Origin of the sequence: Sphingomonas kaistensis (genome assembly GCF_036884275.1) — a bacterium.
Taxonomy (GTDB): Bacteria; Pseudomonadota; Alphaproteobacteria; order Sphingomonadales; family Sphingomonadaceae; genus Sphingomicrobium; species Sphingomicrobium kaistense_A.
In genome coordinates, this window is record NZ_CP145607.1 from 1,022,685 (window position 1) to 1,035,173 (window position 12,489).

Here is a 12,489-nt window from a genome sequence, read left to right on the forward strand (position 1 = left end):
CGGGGGATTCGGCGGTGCAAATCATCCGTGCGCTCGATGCGCTCAAGCCGGCGCTGGCGCAGCTTCGTGGCAGCGGGGACACGCTGGCGCTGGTGCCGACCATGGGCGCGCTGCACGACGGGCATCTCGCGCTGGTCGCCGAGGCGAAGGCGGTCGCCACCAGGGTCGCCGCGACCATCTTCGTCAATCCGCTGCAATTCAACGACCCCAAGGACCTTGCCCGCTACCCGCGGACCGAAGAAGCGGACCTCGCCAGGCTGGAAGCCGCTGGCTGCGACCTAGTCTGGCTGCCGACGCCCGCCCAGCTCTATCCCGACGGCTTCGCCACCAACATCTCGGTGCGCGGGGTGAGCGAACGGTGGGAGGGAGAGCATCGACCGGGCCATTTCGACGGCGTGGCGACAGTGGTGGCAAAGCTGTTGCTGGCGGTGCGGCCGACCCACGCCCTCTTCGGCGAAAAGGACTGGCAGCAACTGGCGGTGATCCGCCGGGTCGAGGCCGATCTCGGAATCGGCGTCGAGATTCTCGGCCACCCGACGGTGCGCGAAGCGGACGGTCTCGCCATGTCCTCGCGCAATGCGTTGCTGTCGCCGGAGAAACGCTCGAAAGCAGTGGCCCTGCCCACTGCATTGCACGCCGCCGGTAAGGAAATCGGCGCCGGCGGGGCGGTCGGACCGGCACTGGAGCGCGCCAAAGCGGCATTGTTGTCCGGAGGTTTCTCCACAGTGGACTATCTCGCTTTGGTCGATTCGCGCAGCCTCGAACCGCTTGAAAAGCCGCGCGAACCGATGCGCCTGATCGCCGCCGCCAGCATCGGCGGCGTCCGCCTGATCGACAATATCCCTGTCACTTTGGAGCAACAGGTAGGACGGTAATTACGCCGTTAACCATTTGATAGGCCGCTCGGGGGACCTTGCCTGCAACGAGACAGGGGAAACAAGAGCAATGGCAATCGGTCAAAAGGGTGCGGAATTTCTGATGATGAGCCGGCTTCGCGATGCCGAAGCGGGCGATGTCAATGCGCTGTTCGAGCTTGGGGTGACCTATTCGACCGGCAACGGCGGGACCGACGTCGATCTCGTTGAAGCGCACAAATGGTTCAATCTCGCGGCGCTTAACGGCTGCACCCGCGCGCAGGCCTGCCGGGCCGAAATCAGCATCGAGATGACCGCGCGCGAAATCGCCGAAGCGCAGAAATCCGCCCGCGCCTGGCTGGCGATGACTGGCCGCAGCAGCGCTCGCGCCGCGGCCTGATTCCCCTCATCCCGGCGAAGGCCGGGATCTCGGGCGACTGAAGCGCCTTTTCCCGAACGAGGCCCCGGCCTTCGCCGGGGCGACGCTCCTTCCTTAGCGCACCACCACCGTCACCGCGCGGCGGTTCTGCGCCCAGGCGCTTTCGTCCGAACCGGTGGCGACCGGGCGTTCCTTGCCCCAGCTGATCGTCAGCAGGCGCGCTTCGGGCACGCCTTGCGCCATCAGGAACTGCTTTGCCGCCTGCGCGCGCCGTTCTCCCAGCGCCTGATTATATTCGCGGGTGCCGCGTTCGTCGGCATGGCCTTCGACCGACGCGCGGACGTTCGGGTTCGCGAGCATCCAGCGCGCCTGCGCGGTCAGCGTCGCCTGCGCATCCGCCGACACGTCCGACTTGTCGGTCCCGAAATAGATGGTGTCCGATCCCGCCGCCGCGACCATCGCGGCCTGGCTGCCGGGAAGCTCGACCAGGCCGACCTCGTCGCCGGTCGCGCCGGTGCCGGCGGCGGGATCGGTCGGACCGGTCTGCGCCGGGGGCGTGGTCGCGGGGGGCTGGCGGCGACCGCAGGCGGTGAGGGACAGGCTCAGGGCCAGGGTGGAAGCGACGATCAGCTTGGCGCGCAAAATTCTTCTCCTTGTCAGCGCTGCAACGGGGACCAGCTCGGGTCCGAACCGTCCTGCGGGGTGGGCAGGCGACGGGCAGTGCCGCCGCCGACCGGGACCGCGAACAGGCTGGAGCGCCCGTCGCGGGTGAAACGATTGAACATGACGAACTGGCCGTTGGGCGCCCAGCTGGGGGATTCGTCCTGCCAGCCATCGGTCAGGATCTGCTCGCCTCCGCCACCGGCATTCATCACGCCGATCCGGAACGAGCCGGTGCGGACAAAGGCGATCTTGTCGCCGCGCGGGCTCCAGGCCGGCGAGGCGGCTGGACCGCCAAAGCTGATCCGCCGCTGGTTCGAGCCATCGGCATCCATCATGTAAAGCTGTTGCGAGCCGCCGCGGTCGCTTTCGAATACGATCCGGCGGCCGTCGGGCGAATAGCTCGGCGCGGTGTCGATCCCGGGCGCGCTGGTCAGCCGCTGCGGCGCGCCGCTGCCATCAGCGTTGGCGACCCAGATGTCCGTGTTGCCATTCGCCGACAGCGCATAAGCGATGCGGCGGCCATCGGGCGAAAAGCGCGGCGCGCTGGTGAGCGCAAGGCCGGGGACCAGCAGGCGCTTGGCTCCCGTGGCGATATCCAGCACCCATACGCGAGCGCGGCGGCCCTGATAGCTGGTGTAGGCAAGCCGGCTGCCGTCGGGCGAAAAGCGCGGGGTGACTACGGTAGCCTCGCCCTCGGTCAGATAGCGCAGGTTGGCGCCGTCCGAATCCATGATGGCGATGCGCTTCTGGCGGTTGTTCTTGGGGCCGGTCTCGGCAACGAACACCACGCGGGTGTCGAGGAAGCCGCCTTCGCCGGTCAGCCGCGAATAGATGGCGTCGGCGCATTTGTTGGCCGCACGGCGCCAGTTGTCGGTGGTGACCTGATATCCCTGCCGCACCAGCTCGCGCCCGGCGCCGACGTCGTAGAGATAACAACCGACGGTGATCTGGCCCGCGCCGGCTGGGCGGACGAAGCCCGTCACCAGCTGCTGCGCGCCCAAGCCCCGCCATTCGCCGAACACCGGCGCATCGGCCTGCGCGATGCTGTAGTTGGGCAGGCCCGCCGGCCCGAGCGGGGCAAAGCGCCCGCTGGCGCGAAGGCCGCTGGCGATGACGCCCGAAATATTGCGACCGAGCGACATCTCGACCCCGCCTTCGGTGGGCATCGAAGGCACGGCGATGGAGGTCGCGGCATTGACCCCGCCGCTGGTGACTTCGACATCGACCGGCGGCGGCTCGCCTTGCGCCAGCGCGGGGCTGGCGACCAGCGCTGTCACGGCGAGCAGCAGATTACGCGTCATCGATCGTCCTCATTTCGCGGCATAGGTCAGGTTGATGTTACCCCACCCACCTTGCGGGGTGCTGTATAGTTCTTCCGGCAGGCGCAGGGGCGAGCAGGCGCGGAACACCGCCACCGCCTGGTCATAGGCCAGATCCTCGAACTTGGCATTGTCCTCGTCGACGCCCGAGGTGCGGACCAGCGCCGGCGGGCGCGACAGGCGGCCCGAGCGGTCGAGGCGGAGATTGACGGTGACGCGGATGCGGTCGGCGCCGGGCCCGAGCGTGGCCTGGCGCGCGGCGCAGGGCTGGATCTGGCGCTTGATCGCGCTGTCGACGCTGGCTTTGGCGGCGGCGCTGAATGTCACGGCCCCGGGCGCCGCGTCGCGGGGGCCGAGATCGCGATTGCTCGGAATGCCCTGGAGGAAATCGTCGCCGAGCCGCGATTGGCGCGGCGGCGCGGGGCGCGGCTGGGCGGGGGCAGGGCGCGCCGGCTGCGCCCGTGGGGCGGGCGGTGTCGGGCGGGGCTGCGCGCGGGTCTGGGGCGTGGCGGGGCGTTGCTGCGGGGCCGGCCGCGATTGCAGCGGGCGCGGCACGGGGGCGGGAGAAGGACGAACCACCGGTTGCGGCAAGGGTGGCGGCGGGGCTTGCTCGATCGGGGTCGGCTGCGGCTCGGGCGGCAGGGGCGTGGGCTCGGCAGAAGGCGCGGGCGCCTGCGCGGCCGGCGGCGGGGTGGCGGGCGTCGGTGCGGCGGCAGTCAGCGCCACCTCGTCACTGTCGACGAACTCGACCTGCACCGGCGGCGGCTCGGGCGGGCTGGGCACACGGGCGAGGCTGGTGGTCAGCGCGACCACCAGCACCACGTGCAGCAGCAGCGCCGCCGCCGTGCCCTTGGCCTCGCCCGTGTCGATCCTCACTGACCGCCCGCCGCGGTGCTGACCAGCGCGACGCGATTCAACCCGGCGCGATTGAGTTCGCCCATCACCCGCATCACCCGCCCGTAATCGAGCCCGCGATCGGCGCGGAGGAAGATCCGGCGGCCTTCTTCCGGTGCCGGCTCGGCAGCGATCGCGGCGAGCCGCTGGGGCAGCGCGGTATCGGCGACCTGGGTCTCGTCGATAAAGATCCGACCCTCGCCGTCGAGGCTGATCTGCACCGGCTGCACCTGGTTATCGAGCGGCGCCGCGCGGCTTGTCGGCAGGTCGACCGGTACGCCCGCGACCAGCAGCGGGGCGGTCACCATGAAGATGATCAGCAGCACCAGCATCACGTCGACCAGCGGCGTAACGTTGATCTCGGCCATCGGCGCCCGCCGGCCCCCGCGCCGTCTGCTCCCGACCGACCCGCCCACTAGCCGCGCTCCAGCTCGCGGCTGAGCGTGGCGTGGAAACGATCGGCAAAGCGATTCAAGCGCGCTTCCAGCCGGTCGAGGCCGTGGGTCAGCCGGTTATAAGCGATCAGCGCTGGGATGGCGGCGAACAAGCCGATGGCGGTCGCGAACAACGCCTCGGCAATCCCCGGCGCGACGACCGCGAGGGATGTGTTGTTGGCGCCCGCGATCGCGGTAAAGCTGCGCATGATCCCCCACACGGTCCCGAACAGGCCGATGAAGGGTGCCGAGCTGGCCACGGTGGCAAGGATGTTGAGGCGGTCGGACAAGCGATCGAGCTCGCCCTCGACCTCGGCCGACATGACGGTGGTCAGCCGCTCCCGCGCGCCGCTGCGGTCGCTGGTCGCAAGCCCCACCGAATGACGCCATTCCTTCAATCCGGCGGTGACGATCCGCGCGCTCGGCACGTCGTCCTTGCCGCGGGCGTCGTGGTAAGCGTCGATGTCCTTGGCTGCCCAGAAGTCGCGTTCCCAGACTCCGGTTTCACGGTTGATCTGCTTCAGGCGGCGGGCGTGCGTGATGATGATCCCCCAGGTCCACACGCTGGCGAGCAACAGCCCGATCATCACCGCCTTCACCACGATGTCGGCGTGAAGGAACAGGGCAAGCGGGCTCATCAAATCGGCGGCGGGGGCCGTCATCACGTCTCCTTTGTTGCGGCGCGGATCGTTTCGAACCGCTCGACCCAGGCTCGCGGCTGCCGGGTGGGGCGACCGTCGAGCGTCAGGAAAGCGGCGGTAATCCGCCCTTCGGCCAAAGTCTCGCCATCACGGATGACTCGTTGCTGAATCCGGACGGATGCGGCGCGCACCTCTTCGACGGTGGACACGATCTGAAGGTCGTCGCCAAGCTTGGCCGGACGAAGATACCGGACGTTCGCCTCGGCCACCGCATAGACGCCGGTGCCGGCCTCCAGCGTGCCGCGCTGGTCGATTTCGGCGGCGCGCAGCATGTCGGAGCGGGCGCGCTCCATAAACTTCAGATAATTGGCGTAATAGACGATGCCCGCGGTGTCGGTGTCCTCGAAATAGACCGTCAGCGCGAAATGGTGCTCCGGCCCGACAAAGCCGCCGCGATAGGGCTGGTCGAAGGATGAGGTCATCGCAGCGGGCTCTAGCCGTCCGGGACTCAGGCGTGAACCCCGCTTGACACCGAAGTAACCCGAAGGTTACATGTCACCTACAGGTTACAAGGGTGGATGACGATGACTCAGGGCAAGACCGATCACGAACGCGCCGAGGCGCTGAGCCGCCGGCGCACGCAGATGCTCCCGGCGATGGCTGCCCTCTATTTCTCGCAGCAGGCGATCTATTTCTCGGCGGTCGATGGAACCCGCCCGGTCGATTATCTCATGATCGGCGCCTGGGTGCTCCTGTCGGCGGCCTTGCTCGCGATGCTGCTCACCCGCGGCGGCTGGTTTCAGCCCGCGGCGGTGCGCGCGCTGCTCGACGACGAGCGCACCGCGGCCAACCGGATGGAGGGAATCAGGGCAGGCTTCATCGGTGCCATCGGGATCGCAATCTTCATCTATCTCGCGAGCGCGGTCGCCCCCATCTCGGCCCGCGGGGCGATCCACCTGATCGTCTCGCTCAGCCTCGGTCTCGCCTTGCTCCGGTTCGGCATGCTCGAGCGGAGTGACGCGGGTGACGAGGCCGATGCCTGAGGCGCTCGGCAACCGCCTCAAGGAACGGCGAAGCGAACTCGGCCTTACCCAGGCCGAGCTCGCCGAACGCTGCGGGGTCAGTCGCAAGACGATCAACACGGTCGAAAACGGCGTTTTCGTCCCCTCGACCCTGCTCGCGCTGAAGCTTGCCGCCGCCCTCGACCGGCGGGTCGAGGAGCTGTTCTGGGTCGAGCCCTAGCGGCTGACCGCTTCGACCAGCCGCAGCAGGTCGCCCTGCGCCACCGGCACATCGGCAAGGTGCATGCCCCAACCGGGAATGAACAGTCCGCCGATCCCGACTTCGCCGCCGATGCGGTCGGTCCACTTGGCGCCGGGCGTCACGTTGGTGCGGATCTCCAGATAGCCGCGCTGCCCGTCCTGCACGCAGCGGCCCGACGCCAGGCCTTCGGTGCGCACGAACGGCGTTGGCGGCGCGCCTGCGGTCGACCAGCGGATCGGTCCGCCCGGCACCGGCAAGTTGCTGCGGGTCGGCCAATAGCTGTCGAGGTTGGTCCAGCCGCGGCTGCCGAGGGCGGCGGGATTGGTGCAGGCGACCGTCATCCCTGGAGCGGGTGCGTAACCGAACAACGCCCCCGGCGGCGGCGGATTGTTGGTGCGATAGGAGACATAAGTCACCACGCAGCCGCGCTGCCCCGTCCGGGTGCAGAGCGGGGTCGACTTGAAGGTGCCGCCGACGGTCTTGCCGGCCGGAACCAGCACGTTGAACCCGGGAATGATCGCCAGGGCCATCTGCCCCGCGACCGGCTTGCCCTCGATTTCCTCGGCGATCAGCCGCTGGAGAAGCCAGCTGCCCTGGCTGTGGCCGACCAGTACGAACGGCCGCCCCTTGGACCGCGTGGCGAGAAAATCGCGAAAAGCGCTGCGGATGTCGCCGTAAGCGATGTCGAAATTGGGCCGGATGTCGCGGCCGAGTGCGGCGGCGCCGATCGCTGCGCTGGTCATCTGACGGTAGACGGGCGCGAAGGGCCTGCAAACGCTGGAAAAGCGCGCGAACTGCGATGCAGCGGCGCCCTTTTCCTCATTGGCGACGAGATCGCTGTTGAGCCCGCGATCCTGGCTGACGGTGGGGTAGACGTAGAAGCAGTCGATCTTCGCACCGGTGGCCGGACGGACCTGTCCGTTCGAGCCGTAGCCCGCTCTGGTCAGCGCGGTCGTCGGAAGCGGGGCGGAGCAGGTGTCGGCGCGGCCCGGCAGGCACAGCCAGGTCGCGTCCTTGCGATAATCGGGCGCGGCGGGTGCGGGCTGGGCGGCGGCGGCCTGGGCGGCGAGGGCAAGGAGAAGCGACATACGCGGTTAGTCCCTAGTCGAAGAGGCCGTTGGCAGTGCCCGCCGGCGGGGTCAGGCCAAGGTGAGTCCAGGCCTTGCCGTTGAGGCAGCGCCCGCGTGCGGTGCGGGCGATGAGGCCGAGCTGAATGAGATAAGGCTCGATCACGTCCTCGATGGTGTCGCGCGGTTCGCTGAGACCGGCGGCGAGCGTTTCCACCCCGACCGGACCGCCGCCATAGAGGTCGGCAATCATGTGGAGGTAGCGGCGATCCATCGCGTCGAGGCCGAGGCTGTCGATCTCCAGGCGGCTGAGCGCGCGGTCGGCGGCGGCCATGTCGATGCTGTCGGCCCCCGCGGCATGGGCGAAATCGCGGACCCGGCGCAGCAGGCGCCCGGCGATGCGCGGCGTGCCCCGGCTGCGCCGCGCAATCTCGTGCGCGCCGTCCTCGGTCACCGGCGCACCAAGCAGGCTGGCGGCGCGGCGGACCACCCGCTCGAGCTCGGGCACGGTGTAGAAATTCAAACGCACCGGAATTCCGAAGCGATCGCGCAGCGGCGTCGTCAGCAGTCCCTGCCGGGTGGTCGCTCCGACCAGGGTAAAGCGCGGCAGGTCGATCCGGACCGAGCGCGCCGAGGGTCCTTCGCCGATCACGAGGTCGAGCGCGCGGTCCTCCATCGCCGGATAGAGCACTTCCTCGACCGCGGGATTGAGGCGGTGGATTTCGTCGATGAACAGGACGTCGCCGTCCTCGAGATTGGTCAGCAGCGCGGCAAGATCGCCCGACTTGGCGATCACCGGCCCGGAGGTGGCGCGGAAACCCACGCCCATCTCGCGCGCGACGATCTGCGCCAGCGTGGTCTTGCCCAGCCCCGGCGGCCCGAAGAACAGCACATGGTCGAGCGCCTCGCCCCGCGCCTTGGCGGCGGCGATGAACACGCGCAGGTTTTCGCGCGCTGCCTGCTGGCCGACGAATTCGTCGAGCCGCTTGGGGCGAAGCGCGGCGTCGACGTCCTCGGCGGTGCGCTCGGGCGTGGTGATGCGGTCGGGGTCGGTCACTCGCTGCTGGTAGCGGCCTCGCGGCGCGCCTGTCGAGCGGGCTGCCGTTCACTCGCCGCGCGCTGCCACGGCCAGCGTCCATCGATCTCCGCTTCGAGGCTGAAGCTCAAAAAGGTTCGGATGGCGACGATGCCGGCGAGGATGGCGAGGCTGTTGAGCGTCGGCTCGATCGCCACGGTGTTGATGATGTCGGCGGCAACCAGGAATTCGAGCCCGAGAAGGATGGCGCGGCCGAGGCTGGAGCGGAAATCGGTGGTCGCCTGGTCGCGGTTCTCCCCTTTCGCCAGGCGGACGAGAAACAGGAACAGGGTGGCGAAGGCACCGAGGACGATGATCGCCACGCCCGCGATCTCGACCACCCGGGTGGTGATACGAACCAGATCGATCAGCCAGCTTTCGAACATGCCTCGATACTCCAATGTGTGCGCGCCGCGGGTTCTGCGAGGAGGCGCGTTGCTAGCGGGCGGCTTTCTTGAGGGCGCTTCGGACCAAAGCATCGAGCGACGCGTCGGGCCCCAGTTCTTCGGCCGCCGCGGCGACCGCCTTGGCCGCTTCGGCCGGCTTGAAGCCGAGGTTGGCAAGCGCCGACAGCGCGTCGTTGGTCGCCGGATTGGCGGCGGCCGGGGTGCCGGGCCCAAGCGCCGGGGCGAGGCCGAGCTTGCCCTGCAATTCGAGCGCGATGCGCTGGGCGAGCTTGGGGCCGACGCCGCTCGCGCGCGCGATCATCGCCTTGTCGCCGGCCGACACCGCGCGGGCCAGTTCGTCGGGCGAGAGGATGGTGAGGATCGCCAGCGCAACCTTGCCGCCGACGCCCTGCACGCTCGTCAGCTGCCGGAACGCTTCGCGCTCGGCCGCCGCGCCGAACGCGAACAGGGTCATGCTGTCTTCACGCACCTGAAGCTCGGTCAGCAGGATGACGTCGCCGCCGACTGGCGGCAGCGCCGACAGGGTCCGGCCGCTCGCCAGCACGAGATAACCGACCCCGCGCACGTCGATCACGGCGCTGTCGGCGGAAAGTTCGGCAAGGGTGCCGGCAAGGCGGGCGATCATGGCCTACCTCTGTCATTGCGAGCGAAGCGAAGCAATCCAGTTGCGCGGCGATGGATTGCTTCGCCTTCGGCTCGCAATGACGAAGTTATCGAATACCTTTTCTTCGGCTCGCCAGATGATGGGCGTGGGTGATCGCCACCGCCAGCGCATCCGCCGCATCCTCGCCGGCGATCGTCGTGCCCGGCAGCAACATCGCGACCATGGCGTGGACCTGATCCTTGGACGCCCCGCCGGTGCCGACCACGGCTTTCTTGACCACCGAAGGGGCGTATTCCCCGACCTCGAGCCCGCCCCGCGCCGCGCACATCAGCGCCACGCCGCGCGCTTGCGCAAGCTTGAGGGTCGAGGCCGGGTTCTTGTTGACGAACACTTCCTCGGCTGCTGCGGCGGCGGGTCGATGCTCTGCGACGATGGCCTCCAGCGCGAGGGCAAGCTCGGCCAGTCGCGTAGCGAGCGGCAGGCTTGCCCTGGTCTTGATCTGCCCGTTGGCGACATGCGCCAGGCGATTGCCCTCGGCCCGCACGATCCCCCACCCGCAGGACGACAGCGAGGGGTCGAGACCCAGGATGATCACAACCGCAGGCCGAAGCGCGGACCGATCCCGATCATCAGTAAGTAGAGAACGAAGGTCAGCAGGCATCCGGCGGCGAGCGACAGGTGAAAACCGACCCCGTTTCGCAGCAGGGCCGGGATCAGCACAAACATCGGCAGGGACGGCAGCACGAACCAGAAGGTCGCTTCGGCATGCGCGGCCATGTTGGCGGTGTCAGGCCGCTCGTTCCACAGCCACAGCATCCCCAGCACCGACACCAACGGCAGCGACGCGATCAGCGCGCCGAAGCCGGGGTAACGCTTGGCGACCAGCGAAATGGCCGCGATCAGGACTCCCGACACGGCCGCCTTGATCGCCAGCCACAGCATCTCAGCCGAGCTTCGCCAGCTCGTCGTCCGAAATGTCGTAATTGCCCCACACGGTCTGGACGTCGTCGTCGTCTTCCAGCGCGTCGACCAGCTTCATCAGGCTTGCGACCGCGTCGCCCGACACCTCGGTGGTCAGCGTCGGCTTCCACGCCAGTTTGACCGCGCTCGCTTCGCCCAGCGCCGCTTCGAGCGCCTTGGCAACATCGTGCATGCCGTCCTGCTGGGTCCAGATCTGGTGGCCGTCCTCGTCGCTCTGGACGTCGTCGGCGCCGGCCTCAATTGCGGCTTCCATCACCTTGTCTTCATCGCCGGCGCCCGCCGGATATTCGATCAGGCCGAGACGCTCGAACCCGTGGGCCACGCTGCCGCTGGCGCCGAGATTGCCGCCATTCTTGCTGAACGCGGTGCGGACGTTGGTGGCGGTGCGATTGCGGTTGTCGGTCAGCGCCTCGACGATAATCGCGACGCCGTTGGGGCCATAGCCCTCGTAGCGGACTTCCTCATAATTCTCCGCGTCGCCCTTGGACGCCTTGTCGATCGCGCGCTGGATATTGTCCTTGGGCATCGACTGCGCCTTGGCGGCATTGACCGCTGCACGCAGGCGCGGATTCATGTCGGGATCGGGCAGACCCATCTTGGCCGCAACGGTGATTTCGCGGCTCAATTTGGAAAACATGCCCGAGCGCTTTTTGTCCTGCGCGCCCTTGCGGTGCATGATATTTTTGAATTTGGAATGGCCGGCCATGGGGGTCCTGTTGAATAGGTGGTTGCCGGCGCCTTAGCCGCGCCGCCCGTCCGGCTCAACGTCCGCCCGGTCGAGCAGCAGGTCGACCTTGCGGTGAAGCTGCGCGATCGCGAGCTCGGCGCGGATGTTGGTTTCGAAATCGACCGCCGCGTCCTGCCGGTCCTTCTGGCTCTGGCGGTTCTGGCTCATCATGATGATCGGCGCCTGGATCGCCGCGAGGGTCGAAAGCATCAGATTGAGGAAGATGAAGGGGTAGGGGTCGAATACCAGCCCCCAATGCTTGAGCACATCGGTGTTGAGCAGCATCCACGCGAGCAGGATCAGCGTGAAGCTGATGATGAACGCCCAGCTGCCGCCGACCCGCGCGACCTTGTCGGCCAGCCGCTCGCCGGTGGTCGGTGCGCCGAGCCCGGTGTGGACATGGCTATGCTGACCCGAAGCCAGGCTTTGCAGCACGTCGCGTTCGGCCGGGCTGCATTCCTCGCCGATGCGATCGAGCAGCTCGCTGGCGAGCTCGGCGACCGAGGGAACCCGGTCGGCCATCTCGCTTAAAGCTTCACCGCCGTGCCGCAGGCGCATACCATCAGCATCGAGCCCGATTTGCCGATCACTTCATAGTCGAAATCGACCGCCAATATCGCGTCGGCGCCGAGGCGGCGCGCGGAGGCTTCCATTTCGGCCATCGCCTGGGCGCGGGCTTCCTGGATCGAGGATTCGTACGCGCCCGACCGGCCGCCGAGGAAATCGGTGACCGAGGCGAACACGTCCTTGATGACGTTGGCGCCGACGATGACCTCACCGCCGACCAGCCCGAGATAATCGCGGACCGGCCGTCCATCGAGCGACGAGGTGGTGGTGATGATCATACTTCGGTTTCCCCCTGTTTAGAAGCCGACCTTAGTGCAGACCCAGCGCATTGCGATAGGTTTCGAGCAAGGCGTCCGCTTCGTCGCGGGCGTGCTTTTCCATTTTCCGCAGCCGCACGACCTGACGCATCGTCTTGGTGTCGAAGCCGGTCGCCTTGGCCTCTCCGTAGACATCCTTGATGTCGTCGGCGACGCCCTTCTTTTCTTCTTCCAGACGCTCGATGCGTTCGATCAAAAGCCGCAGCTGATCGGCGGCGACATTATCGTCGGCCATGATTCCCTCTCCCCGGTGAATAGGTATGCGCGGGGGCCCTTAAGGCAGTGATCGAAGCCCGC

Annotated in this window: 20 protein-coding genes; 4 read left to right on the plus strand and 16 right to left on the minus strand. The window is 68.0% G+C overall.

The window, feature by feature from the left end; all coding sequences use genetic code 11:
- Positions 1 to 14 precede the first annotated feature (14 nt).
- Together panC and V6R86_RS04900 are read left to right on the plus strand one after the other, a co-directional pair.
- Positions 15 to 875 carry a pantoate--beta-alanine ligase gene (gene panC / locus V6R86_RS04895; RefSeq protein WP_338502634.1) on the plus strand — a complete coding sequence of 287 codons (861 nt, stop codon included), beginning with the start codon at positions 15 to 17 and terminating at the stop codon, positions 873 to 875.
- A 70-nt stretch (positions 876 to 945) separates the two neighbouring features.
- Positions 946 to 1,254 carry an SEL1-like repeat protein gene (locus tag V6R86_RS04900; RefSeq protein ID WP_338502636.1) on the plus strand — a complete coding sequence of 103 codons (309 nt, stop codon included), beginning with the start codon at positions 946 to 948 and terminating at the stop codon, positions 1,252 to 1,254.
- A gap of 93 nt (positions 1,255 to 1,347) precedes the next feature.
- Here the strand turns inward: V6R86_RS04900 and pal are convergent, their stop codons facing one another.
- The 6 genes from pal to V6R86_RS04930 are packed head-to-tail and all read right to left on the minus strand — an operon-like array spanning position 1,348 to position 5,666.
- Entirely contained in the window at positions 1,348 to 1,875 is a 528-nt protein-coding gene (pal, locus tag V6R86_RS04905; RefSeq protein ID WP_338502638.1) for a peptidoglycan-associated lipoprotein Pal, read from the minus strand.
- Between the two features lie 14 nt (positions 1,876 to 1,889).
- Entirely contained in the window at positions 1,890 to 3,197 is a 1,308-nt protein-coding gene (gene tolB / locus V6R86_RS04910; protein WP_338502640.1) for a Tol-Pal system beta propeller repeat protein TolB, read from the minus strand.
- Positions 3,198 to 3,206: 9 nt separating this feature from the next.
- The gene (locus V6R86_RS04915; RefSeq protein WP_338502643.1) at positions 3,207 to 4,091 is read right to left on the minus strand and encodes a cell envelope biogenesis protein TolA; all 885 of its coding nucleotides are present in this window, start codon (positions 4,089 to 4,091) and stop codon (positions 3,207 to 3,209) included.
- Positions 4,088 to 4,477, minus strand: coding sequence for a protein TolR (gene tolR / locus V6R86_RS04920; protein ID WP_338502646.1), 390 nt, complete (start codon positions 4,475 to 4,477; stop codon positions 4,088 to 4,090). The genes V6R86_RS04915 and tolR overlap by 4 nt, the downstream gene beginning before the upstream one ends.
- Before the next feature lie 47 nt (positions 4,478 to 4,524).
- Entirely contained in the window at positions 4,525 to 5,205 is a 681-nt protein-coding gene (gene tolQ / locus V6R86_RS04925) for a protein TolQ (protein WP_338502649.1), read from the minus strand.
- On the minus strand, positions 5,205 to 5,666 hold the full coding sequence (locus V6R86_RS04930) for a YbgC/FadM family acyl-CoA thioesterase (RefSeq protein ID WP_338502651.1): 462 nt from the start codon (positions 5,664 to 5,666) through the stop codon (positions 5,205 to 5,207). The genes tolQ and V6R86_RS04930 overlap by 1 nt, the downstream gene beginning before the upstream one ends.
- A gap of 102 nt (positions 5,667 to 5,768) precedes the next feature.
- On the opposite strand from V6R86_RS04930, the gene V6R86_RS04935 reads away from it, so the two are divergent.
- Positions 5,769 to 6,227 (plus strand): hypothetical protein, encoded by a 459-nt coding sequence (locus tag V6R86_RS04935; protein ID WP_338502653.1) that lies wholly within the window; start codon positions 5,769 to 5,771, stop codon positions 6,225 to 6,227.
- Positions 6,220 to 6,426 (plus strand): helix-turn-helix transcriptional regulator, encoded by a 207-nt coding sequence (locus V6R86_RS04940; protein WP_338502654.1) that lies wholly within the window; start codon positions 6,220 to 6,222, stop codon positions 6,424 to 6,426. The genes V6R86_RS04935 and V6R86_RS04940 overlap by 8 nt, the downstream gene beginning before the upstream one ends.
- Here the strand turns inward: V6R86_RS04940 and V6R86_RS04945 are convergent.
- The 10 genes from V6R86_RS04945 to V6R86_RS04990 all read right to left on the minus strand — a co-directional run bounded on the left by V6R86_RS04945 (position 6,423) and on the right by V6R86_RS04990 (position 12,427).
- Complete coding sequence (locus V6R86_RS04945) at positions 6,423 to 7,535, minus strand: DUF3089 domain-containing protein (RefSeq protein WP_338502655.1); 1,113 nt, start codon at positions 7,533 to 7,535, stop codon at positions 6,423 to 6,425. The two genes, V6R86_RS04940 and V6R86_RS04945, sit on opposite strands and share 4 nt — an antisense overlap.
- 13 nt (positions 7,536 to 7,548) lie before the next feature.
- A complete protein-coding gene (gene ruvB, locus V6R86_RS04950; protein ID WP_338502656.1) occupies positions 7,549 to 8,571 on the minus strand; it encodes a Holliday junction branch migration DNA helicase RuvB in 1,023 nt (340 codons plus the stop codon).
- Positions 8,568 to 8,975 (minus strand): DUF1622 domain-containing protein, encoded by a 408-nt coding sequence (locus V6R86_RS04955; protein WP_338502657.1) that lies wholly within the window; start codon positions 8,973 to 8,975, stop codon positions 8,568 to 8,570. Before V6R86_RS04955 ends, ruvB begins: the two co-directional genes overlap by 4 nt.
- Before the next feature lie 52 nt (positions 8,976 to 9,027).
- On the minus strand, positions 9,028 to 9,621 hold the full coding sequence (ruvA, locus tag V6R86_RS04960; protein WP_338502658.1) for a Holliday junction branch migration protein RuvA: 594 nt from the start codon (positions 9,619 to 9,621) through the stop codon (positions 9,028 to 9,030).
- Positions 9,622 to 9,706: 85 nt separating this feature from the next.
- Positions 9,707 to 10,195 (minus strand): crossover junction endodeoxyribonuclease RuvC, encoded by a 489-nt coding sequence (gene ruvC, locus V6R86_RS04965; protein WP_338502659.1) that lies wholly within the window; start codon positions 10,193 to 10,195, stop codon positions 9,707 to 9,709.
- Positions 10,192 to 10,542 carry a DUF3147 family protein gene (locus V6R86_RS04970; RefSeq protein WP_338502661.1) on the minus strand — a complete coding sequence of 117 codons (351 nt, stop codon included), beginning with the start codon at positions 10,540 to 10,542 and terminating at the stop codon, positions 10,192 to 10,194. The genes ruvC and V6R86_RS04970 overlap by 4 nt, the downstream gene beginning before the upstream one ends.
- A 1-nt stretch (position 10,543) precedes the next feature.
- Positions 10,544 to 11,287 (minus strand): YebC/PmpR family DNA-binding transcriptional regulator, encoded by a 744-nt coding sequence (locus V6R86_RS04975; RefSeq protein WP_338502663.1) that lies wholly within the window; start codon positions 11,285 to 11,287, stop codon positions 10,544 to 10,546.
- Positions 11,288 to 11,320: 33 nt separating this feature from the next.
- Complete coding sequence (locus V6R86_RS04980) at positions 11,321 to 11,830, minus strand: DUF1003 domain-containing protein (RefSeq protein WP_338502665.1); 510 nt, start codon at positions 11,828 to 11,830, stop codon at positions 11,321 to 11,323.
- 5 nt (positions 11,831 to 11,835) lie between these two features.
- Positions 11,836 to 12,153: a YbjQ family protein gene (locus V6R86_RS04985; RefSeq protein WP_338502666.1), complete on the minus strand. Its 318-nt coding sequence runs from the start codon at positions 12,151 to 12,153 to the stop codon at positions 11,836 to 11,838.
- A gap of 31 nt (positions 12,154 to 12,184) precedes the next feature.
- Positions 12,185 to 12,427, minus strand: coding sequence for a DUF2312 domain-containing protein (locus V6R86_RS04990; protein WP_338502667.1), 243 nt, complete (start codon positions 12,425 to 12,427; stop codon positions 12,185 to 12,187).
- Positions 12,428 to 12,489: the final 62 nt, after the last annotated feature.